This is a genomic window from Actinoplanes sp. NPDC004185, from assembly GCF_053603475.1.
The window spans coordinates 1-21,272 of the sequence record NZ_JBSGFR010000008.1; the positions used below are offsets into that span (position 1 = coordinate 1).

16 protein-coding genes are annotated in these 21,272 nt (G+C 71.1%); 9 read left to right on the forward strand and 7 right to left on the reverse strand.

Annotated elements, in window-relative coordinates; translation table 11 throughout:
* Positions 1 to 79: 79 nt before the first annotated feature.
* On the reverse strand, positions 80 to 340 hold the full coding sequence (locus tag ACWEOZ_RS10285; protein ID WP_451910415.1) for a phosphopantetheine-binding protein: 261 nt from the start codon (positions 338 to 340) through the stop codon (positions 80 to 82).
* Positions 341 to 504: 164 nt separating this feature from the next.
* Between ACWEOZ_RS10285 and ACWEOZ_RS10290 the strand changes: the two genes are divergently transcribed.
* From ACWEOZ_RS10290 to ACWEOZ_RS10315, 6 genes are all read left to right on the forward strand, one after another.
* Entirely contained in the window at positions 505 to 3,603 is a 3,099-nt protein-coding gene (locus tag ACWEOZ_RS10290; protein ID WP_451910416.1) for an AMP-binding protein, read from the forward strand.
* Positions 3,587 to 5,197: a tyrosine 2,3-aminomutase gene (gene cmdF, locus ACWEOZ_RS10295; protein ID WP_451910417.1), complete on the forward strand. Its 1,611-nt coding sequence runs from the start codon at positions 3,587 to 3,589 to the stop codon at positions 5,195 to 5,197. The genes ACWEOZ_RS10290 and cmdF overlap by 17 nt, the downstream gene beginning before the upstream one ends.
* Positions 5,198 to 5,237: 40 nt before the next feature.
* Entirely contained in the window at positions 5,238 to 6,743 is a 1,506-nt protein-coding gene (locus ACWEOZ_RS10300) for a tryptophan 7-halogenase (protein WP_451910418.1), read from the forward strand.
* Positions 6,740 to 8,122 (forward strand): condensation domain-containing protein, encoded by a 1,383-nt coding sequence (locus ACWEOZ_RS10305; protein ID WP_451910419.1) that lies wholly within the window; start codon positions 6,740 to 6,742, stop codon positions 8,120 to 8,122. The genes ACWEOZ_RS10300 and ACWEOZ_RS10305 overlap by 4 nt, the downstream gene beginning before the upstream one ends.
* Before the next feature lie 215 nt (positions 8,123 to 8,337).
* Positions 8,338 to 8,967 carry a hypothetical protein gene (locus ACWEOZ_RS10310; RefSeq protein WP_451910420.1) on the forward strand — a complete coding sequence of 210 codons (630 nt, stop codon included), beginning with the start codon at positions 8,338 to 8,340 and terminating at the stop codon, positions 8,965 to 8,967.
* Positions 8,968 to 9,002: 35 nt separating this feature from the next.
* A complete protein-coding gene (locus tag ACWEOZ_RS10315; protein WP_451910421.1) occupies positions 9,003 to 10,424 on the forward strand; it encodes a nucleotide disphospho-sugar-binding domain-containing protein in 1,422 nt (473 codons plus the stop codon).
* A gap of 69 nt (positions 10,425 to 10,493) precedes the next feature.
* On the opposite strand, the gene ACWEOZ_RS10320 is transcribed toward ACWEOZ_RS10315, so the two are convergent.
* Positions 10,494 to 12,038, reverse strand: a complete 1,545-nt coding sequence (locus tag ACWEOZ_RS10320; RefSeq protein ID WP_451910422.1) for a 4-hydroxyphenylacetate 3-hydroxylase family protein — start codon at positions 12,036 to 12,038, stop codon at positions 10,494 to 10,496.
* A gap of 337 nt (positions 12,039 to 12,375) precedes the next feature.
* Here ACWEOZ_RS10320 and ACWEOZ_RS10325 point away from each other — a divergent pair, with 337 nt between their 5' ends.
* On the forward strand, positions 12,376 to 13,620 hold the full coding sequence (locus tag ACWEOZ_RS10325; RefSeq protein WP_451910423.1) for a methyltransferase domain-containing protein: 1,245 nt from the start codon (positions 12,376 to 12,378) through the stop codon (positions 13,618 to 13,620).
* 62 nt (positions 13,621 to 13,682) lie between these two features.
* On the opposite strand, the gene ACWEOZ_RS10330 is transcribed toward ACWEOZ_RS10325, so the two are convergent.
* The 5 genes from ACWEOZ_RS10330 to ACWEOZ_RS10350 are packed head-to-tail and all read right to left on the reverse strand — an operon-like array spanning position 13,683 to position 19,138.
* A complete protein-coding gene (locus ACWEOZ_RS10330; RefSeq protein ID WP_451910424.1) occupies positions 13,683 to 15,008 on the reverse strand; it encodes a cation:proton antiporter in 1,326 nt (441 codons plus the stop codon).
* Entirely contained in the window at positions 15,005 to 16,123 is a 1,119-nt protein-coding gene (locus ACWEOZ_RS10335) for a carboxymuconolactone decarboxylase family protein (protein WP_451910425.1), read from the reverse strand. Before ACWEOZ_RS10335 ends, ACWEOZ_RS10330 begins: the two co-directional genes overlap by 4 nt.
* The gene (locus ACWEOZ_RS10340) at positions 16,116 to 17,747 is read right to left on the reverse strand and encodes an FAD-dependent oxidoreductase (RefSeq protein ID WP_451910426.1); all 1,632 of its coding nucleotides are present in this window, start codon (positions 17,745 to 17,747) and stop codon (positions 16,116 to 16,118) included. The genes ACWEOZ_RS10335 and ACWEOZ_RS10340 overlap by 8 nt, the downstream gene beginning before the upstream one ends.
* Positions 17,744 to 18,310 (reverse strand): DUF5987 family protein, encoded by a 567-nt coding sequence (locus ACWEOZ_RS10345; RefSeq protein ID WP_451910427.1) that lies wholly within the window; start codon positions 18,308 to 18,310, stop codon positions 17,744 to 17,746. The genes ACWEOZ_RS10340 and ACWEOZ_RS10345 overlap by 4 nt, the downstream gene beginning before the upstream one ends.
* A 30-nt stretch (positions 18,311 to 18,340) precedes the next feature.
* Positions 18,341 to 19,138, reverse strand: coding sequence for a TIGR03084 family metal-binding protein (locus ACWEOZ_RS10350; RefSeq protein ID WP_451910428.1), 798 nt, complete (start codon positions 19,136 to 19,138; stop codon positions 18,341 to 18,343).
* Between the two features lie 153 nt (positions 19,139 to 19,291).
* Between ACWEOZ_RS10350 and ACWEOZ_RS10355 the strand changes: the two genes are divergently transcribed.
* Both ACWEOZ_RS10355 and ACWEOZ_RS10360 read left to right on the forward strand, forming a co-directional pair.
* Positions 19,292 to 20,314, forward strand: coding sequence for a DUF1702 family protein (locus tag ACWEOZ_RS10355; RefSeq protein WP_451910429.1), 1,023 nt, complete (start codon positions 19,292 to 19,294; stop codon positions 20,312 to 20,314).
* A complete protein-coding gene (locus tag ACWEOZ_RS10360; RefSeq protein ID WP_451910430.1) occupies positions 20,305 to 21,267 on the forward strand; it encodes a DUF1702 family protein in 963 nt (320 codons plus the stop codon). The genes ACWEOZ_RS10355 and ACWEOZ_RS10360 overlap by 10 nt, the downstream gene beginning before the upstream one ends.
* The last annotated feature ends 5 nt before the right edge of the window (positions 21,268 to 21,272 follow it).

Below are 21,272 nucleotides of genomic sequence, written 5' to 3' on the forward strand. Positions count from 1 at the left end.
GGGTGGGCTTCGCCGGGGAGACCCACGACACGGAGCGGATGCTGATCGCCGACGTCCGGCTGACCGGCCTGGACCACCCTCAGGCGCCGTGCGAGGTGCCGGCCAGCACCATGCCGACGAACGTACGCAGGTCGGGATCCTCGAACAACGTGGCCACGTCCACGTCCAGACCGAGCTCATCCTCGATGCGCGCCACGATGCGCACCGCTGAGATGGACTGCCCGTGCAGCTCCAGGAAAGTCGCGTCGGCGCGGTCAGCGCCGTCGCCGAGCACATCACGCCAGATACCGGCGATGCGCCGCTCCAGCTCGGCCGGGGTCCGTTCGTCGGGGCTCTGCATGTGGATGTCCCTCACTCTTCTGGGCTCTCGTCGCTGCGGGAAACGCTGGTAGTCAGGGTCGGTGCGGCGCCTGGCCGGTCGCATCTTCGCCGGTGCGCACCGCCTGAGCGGCGCCGCACTTGGCAAGGTGCCCCGCTCCGGCCGGGCGCAGAAGACTGCAAGGCGTGCTGATCCCAACGCCCTTGGACCCGTCCGCGGCGCCGCATGACGGCGGTACGACCGGGGTGTCCCGCGTCCAGGAAGGACTGTGGTACCTCAGCCGGCTGTGGCCATCGGACATCCCGCTCACCATCGCACGGGCGTATCGCATCGCAGGACCGGTCGACCCGATGGCGCTGCGGGCGGCGTGGGAGGCCGTGCAGCGCCGCCACGACGTGCTCCGCTCGAACCTGGCCGATGCCGGCGGCGTGCCCGTACCGCGGGTCGCGCCGGCCCCGCCCACCGACGGGTTCCGGTTCATCGATCTGGATCACACCAGCGGATCGGCGGCCGAGCGCGCGGCGGCGCTGCGCGAGCCGCTCGACCTCGCCCACGGCCCGGCTGCCCGGCTCACGCTGATCGCCGTCGCCGAGCACGAGCACCTGCTGATCCTCGTCGCTCACCGCGCCGTCGCCGACGAGGACTCCCTGTCCGTCGCGATCGACCAGCTGGGCCGTGCTTACGCGTCCGGCGAGCCGCCCACCGGCACCCGCCAGTACGTCGATCACGTCCGCCTCGAACAAGCCGCCGAGCGTGGCCCCGCCGCGCACCGCCTGGCCCGCTGGTGGGCCACGAACCTGCCCACAGGTGGCCTGCCACCCGGCCGAAAGATCACCCAACCGGCCCGCAACCTGCGCTTCGAGTGGGGCGCGGCGCTGAGCGACGCCCTGCGCATGCTGGCCCGGGCCGAAGGCACCCGACCACTGTGCGTTGTTCTGGCCGGGTTGCACGTGCTGCTCGCCCGTCACGACGGCCGGTACGGCACCACAGTCGCCCTACCGATCTCCCTGCGTGGTCCCGGCGATGAGCAGCTGGTCGGCCCGTTCACCACCGCGCAGCCCATCGCCGCCGACCTGTCCGGGGCCCCGCAGTTCGACCAGCTCGTGCGCCGGCTGACCGGGACCGCGCGCGACGCGGCCGCGCGCCGGCGAATGCCGTTCCCCCGGCTCGTACGGGCGGTGAATCCACCCCGAACACCGTCCGGGCTACCGCTGTGCGAGGTGCTGCTCGCCGCCGCTGAACCATCGGGCGCGCCGCAGACGCCAGGGCTGCGATGGTGTCGCGAAGACGCCCACACCGGATCACCCGTCGCCGGGCTGTCGCTGTGCCTCGACGGCACCGGAGCGACGGTGAGCTACGTCCCGGGGTTTCTCTGCGAGGCCGAAGCCATGGGGCTGATGGACCAGCTGCGCACACTGTTGAGCGCCGCCGTCCGCGATCCGAGCGCGCGAATCACCGACCTTCCCCTGGAGCGGCCGGACATGGTGCCGGGCACCGTCGCGGTGCCCGGCAGCGACGACACGGTCGTCGACCTCATCGGCGCGCAGGCTGCCCGGCGGCCGGCCGCGGTGGCGGTCGACGGCGACGACGCACTGACCTACGGCCGGCTGTGGGACCGCTCCGGGACACTGGCCGCGCGTCTGTCCGACGCCGGGCTCGTCCGCGGTGCGACGGTCGCGGTGTACCAGGCTCACGGGCCCCGTCAGATCGTCGCGTCGCTGGCCGTGCTGCGGGCCGGCGGATCCGTGACCTGGCTCGCCCCCGGCGACGCCGAGGAACGGGCCCGGCTGGTCATCGACGACCTGCGTCCACCACTGATGCTCGTGGACCGCGACGATCCGGCCGCCGCCGCACTGGCGGGCTGGTACCGCGAGCAGGGATACGGCGCGGTCCTGGCGGCCACCGACGAAGACAGCGGTGCGATGATCCCGCCGGCCGCGGTGCAACCGGACTCGGTCGCGTACGCCGCCTACACCTCCGGCTCCACCGGCCGGCCCAAGGGAATCGCGCAGACCCATCGGGCACTGGCCCAGTTCGCCACCTGGCTGGCCACCGCCCTGCGCCTGGGCCCGGCAGCCCGGCTTGCGCTCTGGGTCGCCGTCGAACATGACCCCAGCATCTGCGAGACGTTCGCGACGCTGATCGCCGGCGGCACCCTCTGCCCGGTGCCGGACCGGGTGCGCAAGCACCCGGAGCGCTTCGCCGCCTGGCTGACCGAGCAACGGATCACCGCGCTGCAGATCGTGCCGACCTTCGCCCGGGAACTGGCGCCGTCGCTGGCCGAGCGTGGCAGAACATCCGCCCTGCAGGTGCTCGTCCTGATGGGCGAGGCGTTGTCCGGGCATCTCGCCGCCACCGCCGCCGCGGCGCTGCCCACCACCCGCCTGATCAACCTCTACGGTCCGACCGAGACGATCGCCGCCACCTGGCACGAACTGGACGGTGCGGATCCCGGCGACGTGGTACCGATCGGCCGGGAGATCCCCGGACGAGCCGTACTCGTGCTGGACCCCGCCGATCGGCCCTGCCCGCGCGGTGTCGTCGGTGAGCTGGTGATCCGCAGCCCGTTTGCCATCCGGGCCTACCTGGGCCATGCCGCCGGCCCGCACCCGGCATTCCGGCCGGTGGCCGGCCTGGCCGCCGAGCAGCCGACATACCGCACCGGAGACCTGGCGCGGCGCACCTTCACCGGCACGCTTGAGTACGCCGGCCGCCGCGACCACCAGGTCAAACTGGCCGGCAGCCGACTGGAGCTGGCCGCGGTCGAGGCCGCGCTCACCGAGCTGCCGACGGTCGCGGACTGCGCGGTGCTGCCGGTCATCGGTTCCAGTGGGCTCGTCGACCACCTGATCGCCTACGTGGTCGCACCGGGCGCCGCCGACCACGGCAGCTGGCGCGCCCACCTCCGGCGCCGATTCGGTCCTGCCCTGCTGCGCCTGACGTTCGCCACGATCGAGGTCGTGCCGCGCAACGTCGCCGGCAAGGTGGACCGGGCGCGCCTGCCGGTGCCCGGGGCCGGCGACGACCCCGGGCACCGGCCGCTGACCGATCCGCAACGCCGGGTGGTGGCCCTCTGGGCAGCTGCCGGCGTCGACAGCCATGGCAAGGACACCGACTTCTTCGCCGCCGGCGGGGACTCCGCGGCGCTGCTACGGGTAGCGGCGGCAACCGGCACGGACGTAAGGGACCTCCTGGATCACCCCACGGTCGCCGGCATGGCGGCGGTGGTCGAGAACGCTGACGCCGAGCAGAAATGGGATGCACAGCATGGCCACCACGAGTAGGAACACCTCCCGGGTCGCGCTCAACGGAACCACACTGAGCGCCGAGGACGTCCGCAGGGTCGCCGAATGGGGCGCCCGATGCTCAGTACCGCAGGACGCGCTCAACGCGGCGGCATTCAGCCGGGAGCAGTTCGAGAAGATCGTTCGCGACGGCGTACCCGTCTACGGCGTGACCACCGGTTACGGCGAAATGATCTACATGATGGTGGATCCGTCGAAGGAGGTGGAACTGCAGACCAACCTGGTCCGCAGCCACAGCGCCGGCGTCGGCCCGCTGTTCTCCGCGATCGAGTCCCGCGCCATCCTCACCGCGCGGCTCAACGCCCTCGCCAAGGGCTTTTCGGCGGTCCGCCCGGAGCTGATCACCCGGCTCGAGACGTACCTCAACCTGGGTATCACCCCGGCCATCCCCGAGATCGGTTCGCTGGGTGCGAGCGGAGACCTGGCCCCGCTCTCGCACATCGCCAGCACCGTGCTCGGCGAGGGCTACGTGCTCAGCGACGGCGTGGCCGTACCCACCGCGCAGGTCCTGCAGACGCACGGGCTGCAGCCGATGGAGCTGCGTTTCAAGGAGGGCCTGGCGCTGATCAACGGCACCTCGGCGATGACCGGCCTGGGCTCACTGGTCGTGGTCCGGGCCATGGAACAGGTCCGCCAGGCAGAGATCATCTCAGCGTTCGTGATCGAGACACTGCAGGGCTCGATGGGCCCCTTCGAGAGCGAAGGCCACGACATCGCCAAGCCCCACAACGGTCAGATCGAGTCCGCCGCCAACATGCGCGCGCTGCTGGGCGACAGCGCGCTGACCGTCTCGCACGCCGAACTCCGGCACCAGTTCGCTGAGCGCAAGAACCCCGACCAAACCGTCCAGCGCACCGACTTCTACCTGCAGAAGGCGTACTCGCTGCGCGCTGTGCCACAGGTGCTCGGCGCCGTACGCGACACCCTGGCGCACGCCCGGCGCGTCGTGGAGACCGAGCTGAACTCGGCCAACGACAACCCGCTGTTCTTCGGAGGCGGCGAAGTCTTCCACGGCGCCAACTTCCACGGTCAGCCGGTCGCCTTCGTCATGGACTACCTCACGATCGCCCTCACCCAGCTCGGCGTGATCTCGGAGCGGCGCACCAACCGGATGCTGAACCGGCACCTCAGCTACGGCCTGCCTGAGTTCCTGGTCGCCGGCGAACCAGGCCTCAACAGCGGCTTCGCCGGTGCCCAGTACCCGGCGACCGCGCTGGTGGCCGAGAACCGCACCATCGGCCCCGCCAGCACCCAGAGCGTGCCGTCCAACGGCGACAACCAGGACATCGTCAGCATGGGCCTGATCTCGGCCCGCAACGCACGCCGGGTGCTCAACAACAACGACCTCATCCTCGCCGTCGAGTTGCTCGCCGCGGCCCAGGCCGTCGACGTCTCCGGACGCTACGACGGGCTCAGCGCCGCCGGGCGCGCCGCATATGACCTCACCCGTTCCATCGCGCCCACCCTCGACGTCGACCGCTACATGTCCGACGACATCCAGGCCATCGGCGGCGCACTCGCCCGCGGCGAGCTCCTGGACGCCGTCACGGCGGCGCGGGTGGAACTGTGCTGACCCGGCCCGCCACCCGTCAACCCGGCGAAAGGAACCGACGATGAGTGACACCGCACGAGACGACTACGACCTCGTGGTGGTCGGTGGCGGACCCAGCGGCTCCACCGTGGCCACCCTGGTGGCCATGCAGGGCCACCGGGTCCTGCTGCTGGAGAAGGAGACCTTCCCCCGCTACCAGATCGGCGAATCCCTGCTGCCGTCCACCGTGCACGGCATCTGCCGACTGCTCGGCGTCACCGACGAGCTCAAAGCGGCCTCCTTCATGGTCAAACGCGGCGGCACCTTCCGCTGGGGCCGCAACGAGCAGCCCTGGACATTCGCCTTCGGCATCTCCTCGCGGATGTCCGGCGACGCCGCGACCGCCTACCAGGTCGAACGGATGAAGTTCGACCAGATCCTGCTCGACAACGCCCGGCGCAAGGGCGTCGAGGTACGCGAGCAGGTGTCAGTACTCGACGTCGTCGAGCAAGACGGCCGCGTCATCGGCGTGCGCGCCGCCGGCCCCGACGGTGGCCCGCAGGAGATCCGCGCCCGCTGGGTCGTCGACGCCTCCGGCCACAAGAGCAGGATCCACCGCCGGGTCGGCGGACCCCGCAACTATTCGGACTACTTCCGCAACCTCGCGCTGTTCGCCTACTTCGAGGGCGGACGCCGACTGCCCGCACCGAACCAGGGCAACATCCTCGCCGCCGCGTTCAAGTCCGGATGGTTCTGGTACATCCCGCTCACCGACACGCTCACCAGCGTCGGCGTCGTTCTGCACAGCGACGCGCTGGAACGGGCCCAAGGCGACCGCGAAGCCGCCCTGGCCGAACTGATCGCCGAGTGCCCGCTCATCGCCGAGTTCCTCGCCGACGCCAAGCGGGTCGAGACGGGACCGTACGGCGAGATCCGCATCCGCAAGGACTGGTCGTATCTCAAAGACCAATTCACCCGGCCGGGCATGATGCTCGTGGGCGACGCCGCCTGCTTCATCGACCCCGTCTTCTCCTCCGGCGTGCATCTGGCCACACTCAGCGCGCTGCTCGCCGCCCGCACCATCAACACCTGCCTGGCCGGCGACGTGAGCGAACAGGAATGCCTCACCGAGTTCGAGACCCGCTACCGCCGCGAGTACCGGCTCTTCCACGACTTCCTGGTCGCGTTCTACGACACCCACGAGGACGAGGACTCCTACTTCTGGAAGGCCAAGAAGGTCAGCGACAACCACACCGCCAGTGCCCAGGAGTCCTTCGTCGAGCTCGTGGGCGGCGTCGCGTCGAGCGAGAACGCGCTCATCGCGAGCACCGCGGTGCCGCGCTCACGTGACGCCGACGTACGAGATCTGGCCGCGGTCGTGGACACAGAGGTCGAAATCGCCGGCGAGGACCGTGACCTGCTGCGCACCCCGATGATGCGCGGGGTCCTGCGCGAGGGCGTACGGGTGCAGGCGCAGGCGGCGACCGGCGGCAACACCGACGAGCAGATGCCGGTGCGCGATGGCGGACTGGTGCCCTCCCCGGACGGCATGCACTGGTCGTGGCCGGCCGGGAATGCCGCGACATGACCGGGCCGACGTTGTGGAGCGGCCCGGACACGACCACCGGCCCGACCATCTCAGGTGGCTTCGCGCTCTCCAGCCAGCAGCGTTTCCTGCACCTGGTGGACAAGAGCGACGGCTTCGGACCGTTCGGTCCGCGCTACACCATCGTCGGCGGCTGGCGACTCACCGGCGCCGTCGACGACGGCCGGCTGCGCGCCGCGCTCGGCGACGTGATCGACAGGCATGAGGCGTTGCGGACGACGATCGTCCGTGACACGGCCGGCGCCGGGCAGCTCACCCACGACCAGGTGGCACCGGACCTGACCGTGCTCAGCCTGGCCGGCGGATCGCCGCAGGGCCGGGACCGGCGCGCCGAGGAACTGCTCAACGAGACCGAGGCTCAGGAGCTGCAGCCGAGCAGGGTTCCGGTGCTGCGTGCGGTGCTGGCCCGCTTCGACGGCGACGACGCGGTGCTCGTGCTGGCGGCTCACCACACCGCGGTCGACGGATGGTCCATCCAGGTCGTCGTCCGCGATCTCGCCGCGTGCTACGCCGCCCGCGCAGCGGGCAGCACACCTCAGCTGCCTGCCGTGCGCCAGTACCGCGACTACGTGCGCTGGCAGCAGCAGTCGGCCGACGAGCCGCAGGTGGCCCGGGCGCGCCGATTCTGGCGCGACAACCTCGCCGGGGCGCAGGTCACCCCGCTGCGGATGGACCTGCCGCGTAGCCTGCAGACCCCCGGCACTACCGCCTGGCACCGCTACGAGAGCGGTGCGGGTGTACAGGACTCCGTCCGTGCGTACGCCGCCGCCCAGCGCAGCTCACCCTTCATGGTGATGCTGGCCGCGTACCTGCTGCATCTGCGAGAGAACACCGGCACCGACGACGTGGTCGTGCCGACGTTCGGGGCAGGACGCCGACCGGCCTGGACGGCGGAGATGGTCGGGTCGTTCTTCAACATGCTGCCGCTCCGGGTCCACCTCGGCGGCTGCCGGGACTTCGCGGCTGTCGTCGCCCGGGTGCGCGCACAGTGCCTGGCGGCGTACACCCACGAGCTGCCTTTCCTCGACATCCTCCACGAAGCACCCGAGCTGATGCGCGCCGCCGCCGACGAGTGGCACGCGTCGTGCGTCTTCCAGCTCGTCCAGTCGCCGTACATCGCGGTGGGGGAGCGGGTCGGGGACATCGGCTACCGAGCCATGCGCCGGCGCCTGCTGTCGCAGGCACGCGGCTCGCAGATCCCCGACGGCGCGCTGTGGGCGATCGAATTCGACGCGCAGGGCCGCACCTTCGGCAGCATCGGATACGGCCGCGGCCAGTTCCGGCAGCAGTCCATCGACGATCTCGTGAACGGCTACAACCGCACCCTGGCCAGGCTGCTCGACAACCCGGGACGCCTGTAGGGACACCGCGGCGCCGCACCGGCGAAGGTGATCCCGGCGGCGTCCGGCAGGACCATGAGAATGCTCAATCACCCACATTCCCGGCCGGTGCGCGTGCGCACCGGCCGGGAGCCCCGTGCCCGGAGGTGGCGATGCCCGCAGAGGCAGTCCTGACCGAATTCCCCCATCTACTCCCCGATCGCGCTGGATCGGATCCCGAGGCGGACGTGGCGGCCGTGTTCCGGCTCGTCGCGGCCCGTCGGCCGTCGGCCACCTCGTTGCTCGAGGTCTCCGAGGTCGCCAGCGCGTACCTGACCCAGCTCGGACGGCGTTTCGAGCATGTCGAAGTCGTCACCACCTCGGCCGCCGCCGGAACGGCCGCACACCAGGCGCTGCCATCGGCGGCGATCCACGAGACCGCAGTCGAGGATCTGGACCTGCCCCGCCGCTTCGACGTCGCGGCCGCACTGGGCACGGCTCTGGCCACGCTGCCGTTGTCGGGTCTCGCCGCCGCGGTGGCGGTCCTCGCCCGGCACCTGAACCCGGGCGGTCTGCTGCTGATCGAACCGTTCTGGCTGCCGGACCACGCGACCCGCCGGTCCACGGATGCCCGGACCGGACGTGACGGCCACGGCCGGACCGTGTCGGCGGTGTATCAGGGCGCACCGCGCGACGGTGGGCACGTCGTGCAGCGGCATGCCCTGATCGCCGAGCAGGACGGCGTCCGGCACATCAGCGACACGCGAACCCTGTACGCCTTCGGCCACGCCGACTACGCGACGGTGCTCGCCGCGGCCGGCTGCGGCATGGACTTCCTGCCCACCGGCCTCGCCGGTCGCCCCCTGGTCGTCGGTGTACGCCGCTAACCATCTCCATCCCTGCCAGCCGCGAGGAAGTGCTCATGCGAGTTCTGTTCGCTGTCGACCCGTCGATCGCCCACCTCTACCCGATGGTGCCCATGGCCTGGGCGCTGCAGAACGCCGGACACGAGGTCCGGCTCGCCTCGTTCGGCGGCTTCGCCGAGCGCATCGCCGAGACCGGCCTGACCCCGGTGCAGCTCGGCGACGCCGCCTGGGCGGCCCGCGTCGCCGACGACCCGCTGGAGCCCAACGGCCCGGTCGACGCCCAGCGCTACGCCGACATCATGGGTCTCAACGCCGAGGAACGCGAATACTGGTACCTGTTCTACCAATATCTGCTGACCCCGATCTCGGACTACTTGCGAGTGGACCGTCCGGAGGCGCAGGAACTGGTCAAGTTCGCCCAGGACTGGAAACCCGACCTGGTCATCTGGGACCTCACCCAAGCCGCCGGCGCGATCGCGGCCCGGGCCTGCGGGGCCGCCTCCGCCCGCCTGGTCTTCGCCTGGGACCCGGTCGGCTGGAGCCTGGACCGGCTCGCCGGGCATGCCGACGAGCTGCGCGACGCCGGCCTCGACGAGAACCCCCTCGCCACCGTGGTACGCCCGCTGGCCGACCGCTTCGGCGTCGAACTCGACCAGGAGCTGCTGGTCGGGCAGTGGACCCTGGACACCGCTCCGCCGGGGCTGAGCCTGCCCACCACCACCAAGAAGGTTCCGTTGCGCTACGTGCCGTACAACGGCGCGGCCACGGTCCCGCAGTGGCTGCTCGAGCCCCCGACCCGCCCGCGCATCTGCTTGACGCTCGGCGAGTCGTACCGCCGCTTCATCCGCGGTGACTTCGACCGCGCGCCGATGCTGCTGGAGGCGCTCGCGGAGCTCGACGTGGAGGTCGTCGCCACGCTCAACGACGTCCAGCTCGACGGCGCCGAGCCGCCGGCCAACGTGCGCCTGGTGGAATATCTGCCGCTGAACCAGATCCTGCCGACGTGTTCAGCGGTCATCCATCACGGCGGGCTCGGTACCTTCCAGGCGTCGATCGCGGCGAACCTGCCCCAGCTGGTCTGCGACACCCTCGAGAGCATCATGCTGCGCTTCGAGGAGCCCGACGCCGCCGAGGACGGCGCACAGGACGACATCGGCGTCTACCGCTCCGGCGTGGAGTACGGGGTACGCGACCCCGAGGAGGCCTCGAAGGAGACGATCCGCTGGGTGATGCCGGCCAAGAAGCTGGAGGCCACTCCCGTCTCCAACTACGTCATCTCCCGTGGTGCTGGCGTCCGGCTCAACCACCACGCGAACACTGTCGCGGAGCTGCGCGAGACCATTGCCCACGTACTGCAGGACCCGGCCTTCAAACGGGGAGCGCAGGCGGTGCACGACGTGTGGCAGGCCCTGCCCGGCCCCGCCGACGTCGTGCCGGTTCTCGAGACCCTGACCGCGGAGGCCCGCAGGCGCCGCTGAGACGCCCCCTGCCGGACGACAGAACGCCGGCGCCGGATCATCCCGGCGCCGGCGTTGTCGTGTACGCGGTCAGTCGTTGAGCAGGTCGTAACCGCGCCGGCGGAGCTTGGCGAAGTCCGACAGGTCCGGCACGGTCCACCCGTCCAGGTCGTACTCGCCGAGGCAGTCGTCGACGAACGACTTGTACTGCTGCACCCGGCCGCCGGCCACGCCCGCGGCCAACACCTCCACCCGGGTGTTCTCGTGGTTGCCGGCGTAGTTGCGCTCGTACAGCTCGTGCCGGCCGCCGAACTCGGAACCGACCGCGTCCCACAGCAGCTTCATCACCTTGACCCGCTGCTGGGCGTCCGCGCCCTGCGAACCCCGCAGGTACTTGTCGAGGTAGGGGCGTGTGTCGTCGTTGCGGAAGTCGTCGGCGCTGGACGTGGTGTAGATCAGCCCGCTGGCGACGTCCTGCAACACGATCTCGCGGACCCGGGGATAGCCGGTCTGCATGAACCACCGGTACGCCATGCCGTACAACGGGTTGGGCAGCACCGCCCCGTTGTGCCACGGTGTCGGATTGCGTGCCGCCGCGTCCGACAGGGCAGCGAACATGTCGCGCCAGGCCAGCACCTCGCCCAGGCGTGCCTGGACGCCGCGGAAGTCCGCCGTACCGTTGATCTCCAGGGCTTTGGCCAGCAGTCCGGCCAGGAACTCCAGCTTGACGGTCAACCGGGTACAGCCGTGGAAGGTGAACCGTTCGGTGAAACCCGAGCTGCCCGCGAACGCCTGCACCTTGGCCACGTCGCCGTAGATGAAGACGTTTTCCCAGGGGATGAGCACTTTGTCGAGCACGAAGACGGTGTCGTTCTCGTCGAAGCGCGACGACAGCGGATAGTCGAACGGACTACCGGTCGTCGCGGCCGCAGCGCCGTATGACGGACGGCAGATCATCTTCACCCCGGGCGCGTCCAGCGGCACAGTGGCCACCAGCGCGAACTCCCGCTTGGCCACCGGCAGCCCGTAGTGGGCCAGGAACGTGGCGTGCGACAGCGGCGCGCCGGTGGCGACCACCTTGGCCCCGCTGACCACCAGCCCGGCATCCGTCTCCTTCTCCACGTGCACGAAGACGTCACCGACCTCGTCGGTGCGCCGGGACCGGTCCACCGGCGGGTGCACGATGGCGTGGCTCCAGTAGAGGACCTTCTCCTGCGCACGGCGGTACCAGGCGCGGGCGTTCGCCTCGAAGGGCGCGTAGAAGTCGGCGTTCGCGCCCAGCGTGCCCAGAAACGACGCCTTGTAATCGGGGCTGCGACCCAGCCAGCCGTAGCTCATCCGGGCCCACTGCCGGATGGCGGCCTGGTCGGCCACCAGGTCTGCAGCGCTGCGCGCAGTGGTGAAGAACCGGTGCGTCCAGCCGATACCGCCGCCGTCGACGGGCGCCGTCAGCAGCTCGCGCTGCTGCGGGTCGTGCAGCGAGTCGTACAGCCGGGCCGTCATCCGGATCGGGTTGTGGAACGCGGGATGCGCAGTGACATCACGCACCCGGTCGCCGTAGAGGTAGACCTCACGACCGTCGCGCAGACTCTCGATGTACTCCGCGCCCGTCAGCGGACGCGTCCCGGCCGTCATCGCCCGGTCTCGAGGTAGGTGTGTCCGGACCGGCACGGCATGGCGATCTCCTTAGTCGTTTGGTGGGCCGTCGACGACCGCACACGCCGGGCGGTCCGGGCTGCGGCGTCGACCGGCCCGCTGCCGTTGCCGCGGCCGCGGGCCGGTGGCCCAGGTGAATTCTCGTTTCCGCAATACGGCCGGGCACCTTCGCGAATGCGCTGCTGCCTGGGCCGGGCCCGCACACCGGCGCGGTAGAGCAACCTCGGATGCGCTCCGAGCAGCCAGGCCAGCCGACGATGGCAAGGCGGCATCGCCGTGGTCCGTTCCGAAGGAACATTGGGGAGTGTGAAGCGACGTGAACGACAAGAACGTTCCCGAGGAACCGACGGTCTGCCGAGTGTGTGGCGGACCGGTGCGCCGCTGCCTGGACTTCGGGCTCCAGCCGGTGTCGAACGCCTTCCTGCTGCCCGAGGAGGTCGCCGACGAGGCCTTCTTCCGCCTCGAGGTCGGCATGTGTTCTCGGTGCACGCTGGTGCAGCAGCTGGACGTGGTCGAGCACGAGCGGATGTTCCGGTCCGATTACCCGTACCGCTCGTCGACGTCGGCCCATCTGCGCCGCCATTTCGCCGGCGTCGCACGGATGTTGCACACCGGCGAGCTGACCGGCCCGGACGACCTTGTGGTCGAGGTCGGCAGCAACGACGGGATCATGCTGCGCACGCTGAGCGAGGCCGGCGTACGTCATCTCGGGGTGGATCCCTGCGTCGGTGCCGGCGACACCGCGGTGCAGGAGGGCATCCGCATCCGCGTCGATTACTTCAACGAGCGCACCGCGGCCGACATCCGTCGCACCGACGGACCGGCGAAGGTCATCTTCTCGGCGAACACCATCAGCCACATCGCGGACCTGGGTTCCGTCTTCGGCGGTGTCGACGCGCTGCTCGCCCCTGATGGTGTCTTCGTCTTCGAGGACCGCTATCTCGCCGACATCATCGCCCACACCACCTTCGACCAGATCTACGACGAGCACGTCTACCTGTTCGCGGTGCGCTCCGTCAGCGAGGTGGCCGCGACCTTCGGCTTCGAGCTGGTTGGCGCCGATCGGCTGGGCGTGCACGGCGGGTCGATGAGATACACCGTCGCCCGCGCCGGTGCGCGGTCACGCGCGGCCCAGGTGGACCAGTTGATCGTGCAGGAGCGCGCGCTGGGTCTCGGTGACCCGGCCACGTTCGCCGGCTTCGGCGCCCGGCTCGACGTCATCGGCAAGGACCTCGTCGCGCTGCTCACCGACCTGCGCACCGCGGGCTTCCGGGTCGCCGGGTACGGCGCCACCTCCAAGAGCGCGACGGTGACGAACTACTGCGGTATCGGCACCGACCTGGTCCCGGTCATCTACGACACCACTCCGGAGAAGCAGGGCCGGCTCACTCCGGGCGCGCACATCCCGGTGGAGCCGGCAGCGCGTTTCACCGACCCGTATCCGGACTACGCGCTGCTGTTCGCCTGGAACCACGCCGACGAGATCATCGAGCGGGAGCGGGAGTTCCGCGACCGGGGCGGTCGCTGGATCCTGTACGTGCCGGACGTGCATGTGCTCTGACCTGACGACGAGACGGGGCCCCCGGAGAGATCCGGGGGCCCCGTCTGGTTCCGCTGAGCCGATCAGGCCACGGAGGCCGGCGAGCGCGGCCGAGCGTCGTCGCCGATCCGTGCGGCGTGCTCCGCGCCGGTCTCCGGGATCCCCCGCATGGCCAGCCGCAGCAGGGGCGCCGCCATCAGCGATGTCACGATGGCCAGCAGCACGATGGTGGTGTACGCCGGGACGTCCAGCACCCCCAGCCGCAGCCCGGTGCTCGCCACCACCACCTCGACGACCCCGCGCGCGTTCATGCCCGCGCCCAGGGCCAGGCCCTCCCGGCCACCGAGCCCGCTGAGCCGCGCGCCGACGTACGCCCCGGCGAACTTGCCTCCGATGGCCACGACGAGCACGACTGCCCCGGTCAGCGCAACCCCGGGCTCGGCCAGCGCGGTCAGATCCATCCGCAGCCCGGCCGTGGCGAGGAAGATCGGAGCCAAAACCGCCATCACCATGGTCCGTAGCGCCGCCAGCTTGGTGTGGTCGGCGGCACCCGGCGCGCCGACCAGCAGTCCGGCCACGAAAGCCCCGAAGATCGGTTCGAGGCGCAGGGCGTGGGCGATCGTGGCGCCGGCCAGCACCACCAGCACCGCCGCCGCCACGCTGGCCCCGGCGCCCTCGGCTGCGGCGGCCCGCCGCATGATCAGCCGCACCAGCACGCGCCCGAGGGTCGCCGCGGCGGCCCCGAACACGATCGGCGCGAGTACCGCGAAGGCCATCCCGCCCAGCGTGACCGCCCCTGTCGCGGCCGCCGCCAGGATGGACAACAGCAGCCAGCAGACGGTGTCGTCGACCGTGCCCGCGGTCAGGATCACCTGGCCGATCCGACGGTGCAGCAAATCCATGTCGGCGAGTGTCTTGGCGATCACCGGCAGGGCGGTGACTCCCATGGCGACGCCCAGGAACAGCGCGTAGATCCACCGGTCGGCAGCGCCGTCGTCGCCCGGCGTTGGCAGCAGCAGGCCCAGGCCCACCCCGAGCACCATGGGAACGGCCAGCCCCCACAGGCTGACCGACAGTGCTGTGCGACGGTGCCGGCGCATCGTGTCGGTTTGCAGGTGGCTGCCGGTGACGCCGACGAGGAGCAACACGCCGAGCTGAGCGACCCCGTCGATGACGTGCATCGTGGCGGCGTCATCCGGGATCAGCGCGTGGGCCACGCCGGGCGCGAGCTCGGCCAGCAACGACGGGCCGAGCAACACCCCGGCCATCAGCTCGCCGACCACGGCCGGCATGCCCAGCCGCCGAGCCAGTGCGCCCAGCAGCCGGGCAGCGAGCAGCAGTACCACCAGGCCGATCAGGAACCGCAACATCGTCGGCGAATCCATCGGTGCCGGGAACATCGCCGTCATCCGGCGGGCTCCTGCGGCCGCACCGGACAGCGCGCCGCGTCGCCCGCGGGGGTGCTGTGCCCGGCGCGCCAGGTACCGGCATGGCGGGCCGCGGTGAAGGCCGACCAGCCGATCAGCTCCACCAGCTCCCGGTCGCGCCGTTCCCCACGGCGGAAGTCGGCCACCATGGAGTCGGTGACCCGGTACGAGGACACCGCAGCCGTCAGCGCGAGGCGGCCCGCCGCACGATCCCAGGGCCGCAGCTCGTCGACAGCGTCGTCGCACTCGGCGCCGGTGAGGGGCCGCGCCCGCCCGGCCCAGACCGCCAGCCGTTCCCTGACCATGTCGCGTACATCCGCCGGCACCGCATGCTCACCGGCTCGCTCGAACGCGGCGGTAGCCCGGGCGTAGGCCTCGGCCACGGAGGCGCGCTCGCGCAACCAGGTCATGTCCGCCGGCAGCAGGGCCGGGGCCAGCAGGTCCAGATCGGTACCGGGGGAGCCGGTCCGGCGGGCCAGCCGGCCCATCACCCGTGCGCCGACCCAGCGGCCGGCCCGGCCGGAGCCGGCCGGCAGCGGCGACGGCTGCAGGAAGACGTTGACCATGCGGTTGAGGTACTCGAAGGCCACCGCGACGGCGTTGCCCTCGACCAGCTGCAACGGGCTCCAGCCCGGCGGCGCGGCGTGCGGCCCACCCTCGTGGGCCCAGCGCGCCACCGATCGGAGTCCGTCGTCGGCCACGTCGTGCAGCCGTCCTTCGGCGACCGCGCGGGCATCCGAGCCGGACAGCAGGCCCTGCAAAGCGCTGCCGTGCACATCGACGCAGTAGGGGCATCGGTTGCGAAGCGACACCCCGGCGGCGACGGTCTCTCTGGCGGCTCGCGGCAACGCCCCGGCGACCAGCAGAGACTCGCGCAGAATCAGCCAGCCGGCGGCGATCAGCTCCGGTGCGGGGGCGTGCAGGGCGATCGGTGGGGCGAGCATGCCGAAGTCCTGCTCCACCCGCCGGTAGATGTGACCCACGACCCCGCCCGCGCCCTGCGGCTTCATCGGCTGCACGTGCCGGATGTGGGTCATCGTCACGTAACGCGACGCGCCGGCCAGCAGACCCACCGCAGTGCTGTTCTCGTCAGCCACGGCCGGCCACCGCCACGGTGGGTGCCGCGCTCGGCGACGGGGCGCCGTAGGTGACGTTCACTCCGCGCTGCTGAGCCGCCCGCACCAGGCCGGGCACGGCCCGCTCGGCCAGCGCGGCGATGGTCAGCGCCGGGTTGACGGTCAGCGCACCCGGCACCGCCGAGCCGTCGGTGACGAAGATGCCCGGGTGACCGCGCAGCTCGTGCCGATCGTCGAGGGCGGAGGTCTGCGGATCGTCACCGATCCGGCAGGACGACAGCGGGTGCACCGTGTACGCCCCCACAAGATCGTTCGACCACGGCGCGACGCGGGCGATGCCGTCGCGTTCCAGGATGTCCTTCACGTCAGCGTCGGACTGCGCCCAGCCGCGCCGGGTGTTCTCGGTCGGCTGGTAGCTCAGCGCGCCGCGGCCCAGCATCTGCTGGGCGATGCGCTCGGCGTTGCCGGTCGCGGGCGGCGGGCCGAACACGCCCTCGTTGTCGTCCTCGGTCATGGCGAAAACCGTCAGCCAGGACTGCCACTCGCGCAGCATCTCCTTCTTCTCGCGGCCGAACCAGGTCGGTCCGGTCGCGCCGGGCGCCTGCGCCAGGATCGTGCCCAGACCCGGCGGGAAGTACAGCTGCTCCAGGGAGAAGCGGCTGTACTCGGGCAGCGCGGGGTCGAGTTTGTCCCAGGAGGCGACGCACGGACCCTTGCCGATCTGGTGTGCGCCGTACGCGCGCCCGTCACCGCGGTCCAGTCCGAGCACCTCCCGCGCCCGCTCATCGTTGATAACGGCAGTGTTGAGCCGCTCGCCGTTGCCGGAGAAATACCGGCCCACCGCGTGCGGCATCGGGCCCAGCTCGTCCTCCGAGCGCTGCAGGATCACCGGGGTGGCCCCGGCCCCGGCGGCCAGCACGACGAGTTTCGCCTCGATCGCTCCGCCCGGGCTGCTGAGCCGATAGTCGGTGTCGTCGACGAGGTTGTAGTGCACCCGGTAGCCGCCATCGCCGGTCCGGCTCAACCGCTGTACCTCGTGCAGCGGCCTGATCTCGGCACCGTTGGCGACCGCGGCCGGCAAGTAGTTCAACAGCAGCGAGCGCTTGGCGTCGAACTTGCAGCCGGCCATCATCCAGTTGCAGTTGGTGCACTTGGGTTTGTCGATGGCCGACGGCACCGGGTTGGCGGTGCGCCCGGCATGCGCACACGCCGCGGCGAACAGACCGCCGGCATACGGCACGTCGCGCCAGTCCTGGGCGGTCACCGGAAGCGCCTCGCTGACCCGGTCGTACCACGGATCCAGCGCGGCCCGGTCGATCGCGGCCGGCCACATCCGGCGCCCGATGCTGCCGTGGCGCTCGAACACGAAACCGGGCGCGCGCGGCATCGTGGCGAAGTACACGACACTTCCGCCACCCACGCAGTTACCCGCGAGCACGCTCATGCCGTCGCCCACGGTGAAGTCGAAGATCCGGGTGTAGGACGAGCCGAGCTTGAAATCGTGGTCGAAGTCCTCCCCGGTCAGCCAGGGCCCGCGCTCGAGCACCAGCACGCTGGCACCACCGGCGGCCAGGTGGTACGCGGTGATGGCGCCGCCGAAGCCGCTACCCACCACGACGACGTCGAACTTCTCCGTGGCACTCATGCCGGGCTCCCGGTGGGGGTGGTGTGGGGGTGCGGGTCGGCGAGCGCGCGCTCGTACGAGAATCGCGGGAACCGCCAGAGCCCATCGGGCTCGGGGGCGGCGAAACCGATCAGCGCGAGGCCCGGATGCCCCTGCTCGAGGGCGTCGGTCGTGGACAGGTGCGGCGCGCTGTCGAAAGCCATCGTGCAGAACAGCGCCGCACCGAACCACACCTCACGCTCGGGGTGGCCGGGGTCGGTCAGTTCCTGCACCAGCGCGGTGCGTTCGTCGAACGACAGCGCGACGAAAGCCGGAACTGTGGGGTCGAGACGGACGTTGTGCCTGCGGGCGTGATCCCCGGCGTGCATGTTGAGCAGCCCGGCCATCCCGTTGAGCGCGTCAGCCAGACCCAGCGCCGGATCGGCGAGCACGGCCAGCGCCCCGGCCGCCACCGCGCCGTCCTCCGTGGCGACCCCGCTGATCGCGCGGTCACCCGGGAATCGCTGGACACCGGGGATGATGGTGTCGGCGAACGCCTCCAGGGTCTGCGTCGGTACCGAGTCGACGGGTCGGTCGTCGTCCATGGCAGGTCTCCTTCCTCCGAAACGATTAGGTCAGCGGCGGGCGGTCGCGGCGAACTGGCCGGGGCGCCGGTCCTCGCCCGCCGGGCCGCGATAGGCCTGGGCCACGCTGAGCCAGTGCTCCGCGAGCGGACCGGACGCGAAGAGCCCGAGGTCATCGCGATGCCGGCGGCGAGTCACCAGCAGGCACAGGTCGACGGCATCGCCGGTGACCGTCTCAGCGTCGTCGGGACCGATGACCCAGCGGTCGCCCGACGGAGCCAGCAGCTCGAAACGCGGACCGGTGGCCGGAACCAGGAGTCCCCGCGCGTGGTAACCGAAGTCCCAGGTGAGCGCGGCGAACTCGGCGATGTGCCGCAACCGGTCGGTGTGCCGGCGGGTCACGCCCAGCGCGTCGGCGATGTCCTGACCGTGGGCGAAGACCTCCATCATTCCCGCGGCGGCCAACACGCGGGCCGGCAGTGGACGGACAAGCCACGGTACGACGCTGTCCGCGGGTACGGCCGCGAGTGCCTGCACGGCCGCCACCGACTCCACCTGCCAGCGGCTGAGCAGGGCTTCCGGCTCGTCGAGGAATCGCCGCAGAGCCGCGTTCACGTTGGCGTTGAAATCCGGTCCGAGGTGCGCCATCGAGTCCCGGAAAGCCTGCGGGCTTGCGGCCGCGGTGGCCGCCATGCGGAAGACCGCGCACAGATGGGCCACCTGGTGGCGGATCGTCCAGCCCGGCGCCGGGGTGAGCTCCGCCCAGCCGGCGGGCGTCAGATTCGCCACCAGGCTGGTCAGCTCCGCACTGTCGGCCGCCAGGTCGTCGAACACAGTCGTATCGGTCATGGCGTCAGCGTGCCCATCGGGCCGATTGGCCGTCCTCTCTCACAGTGCGCCGGAGCTGCACAACGCACGGATGGAGAAGATTCGCCGACCGGGTTGCCACACGATGAAACGGCCGCGGACCCGTGGTGATGCCCTACTCGGTGAGGTCGGTCGATGCCCACGGTTGTCGGATCCCTACGCAGGCTCGCGTTGACGCCCGCATTCGATGCGGTCGGTTTCGCCGCACGGAAGTTTCCGGTGGAGCCGTCGCCGACGGTCACCGCCCTCGAGCGGATCCCGCAGACGGTCGTCTGCGGTTTCGAATGGGGGATCGAGACCCGCAGCCAGTCGGAACTGGAACGCCGGCTCGATCTGCTGGAGGCCGGAGTGCGCGGCTTCGGCTACGAGGGCGCCACCATGGCCTTGACGGTCCGCGACGCGATGGCCGGTGGACGTGGCCGCCGCGCGCAGGCGCTGCTGACCGGACCTGGTGTGCCGCATACGTTCCTGAACTACATCGGGATCGGCTTCGCAATGGCCCGGTTGCCGAGGACGCTGTGGCGCGGTGTGCTGCCCGACCTGAGCGGGACACCGTACTTCCCGACGATGAGCTGGCTGGCCGTCGACGGGTACGGCTTCGACCGCGCCTACTTCGACACTCCGCGCTGGGTCGAGGCCCAACACCGGCCGCGGCCGTACGCCTGGCAGGGCGCCCCGGGGTACTTCCTGCGCGCAGTCGACCAGGGCATCGGCCGTGCGCTCTGGTTCATCCACGGCGCCGCGCCGGCCGCGGTCACCGCCGCGGTCGCCCGCTTCCCCGGTGAGCGGCACGAGGACCTGTGGAGTGGTGTCGGCCTGGCCGCGACCTTCGCCGGCGGCTGCGACTCCTCGGGGCTGACGGCGATGCGGAACGCCGCCGGACCGCATGCCGCCGCCGTCGGGCAGGGAGCAGTCTTCGCCGCCAGGGCCCGCACCTTCTCCGGGACCGTTCCCGAGCACACGCACACCGCCGTGACCGCACTGGCCGGCCTGAGCGTCGACGCCGCCTCCGCACTGGCCGACGACGTGGCGGTCGGCGGCCTGACCGCCGAGGGCCCGGACGTGCCGGCCTACGAGGTCTGGCGTCGGCTGATCCGAACGCGCCTGTGCTTTCCACGGACGACAACACACGATGAGGAGCTTTACCAATGGGGCTGATTGCGACGGTACGGCGGCGGGTGCTCACACCGAACGTCTCGGACACCAAGGTCGCGGTGCGAGGTTTCCACGTGAAGAGCCCGGCCGCCTGCGATCTGCTGGAGACGATCGGCGCCAGTTTCGTCAACGGCTACGCCCGCGCCGCCGAGGCCCGCACGGCCGCTGACGCGGAGCCCGGGTTGGACACGGTGGCGACCCGGTTCCGCGGTTTCGCCTATGAGGGCGCGGCCATGGGGTTCGCCGTTCGCGACGCACTGCCCTTCGGCGGTGGCCTGGTGCGGCAGCTGCTCGAAGGCGCCGGCGATCGGCACGTCTACATGGCCTACGTCGGTGTCGGCTGGGCCATGGCGCGCCTGCCCCGCTTCCGCTGGGCGTCCCTGCACGCCCCTGACCCGCTGCTGCGCTGGCTCGTGATGGACGGCTACGGCTTCCACCAGGCGTACTTCCGCACCCAGCGATACGTGCACGAGCACTACCGCGAGACAGACTTCCCCTATCCGCTGGGTGACCCGCACCCGTACGCGAACCGTGGCATCGACCAAGGCATCGGACGCGCGCTGTGGTTCGTGGGCGGCACATCGGTGGAGCAGGTGCACCGGTTGATCACGGCGTTCCCCGCCGAACGCCGACCGGATCTCTACAGCGGGGTGGGGCTCGCGGCCACCTACGCCGGCGGGGCGGACCGTGCCGAACTGCACGACCTGATGCGGCGCGCGGAGCAGTACCAGCCGCACCTGTCGCAGGGCTCCGCGTTCGCCGCGTCGGCGCGGGCCCGGGCGGGTCTCGTCGTCCCGCACAACGACCTGGGCACCGAGGTGCTGTGCGGGATGTCGGCGATCGAGGCCGCCGCAATCTGCGACATGACCCGTCCGGCCGCCGACGAGGACGACGAGATGCCCGCGTACGAACTCTGGCGCCGGCGGATCCGGCGTGAGTTCGGCGCCTCGCGCTGATGCGG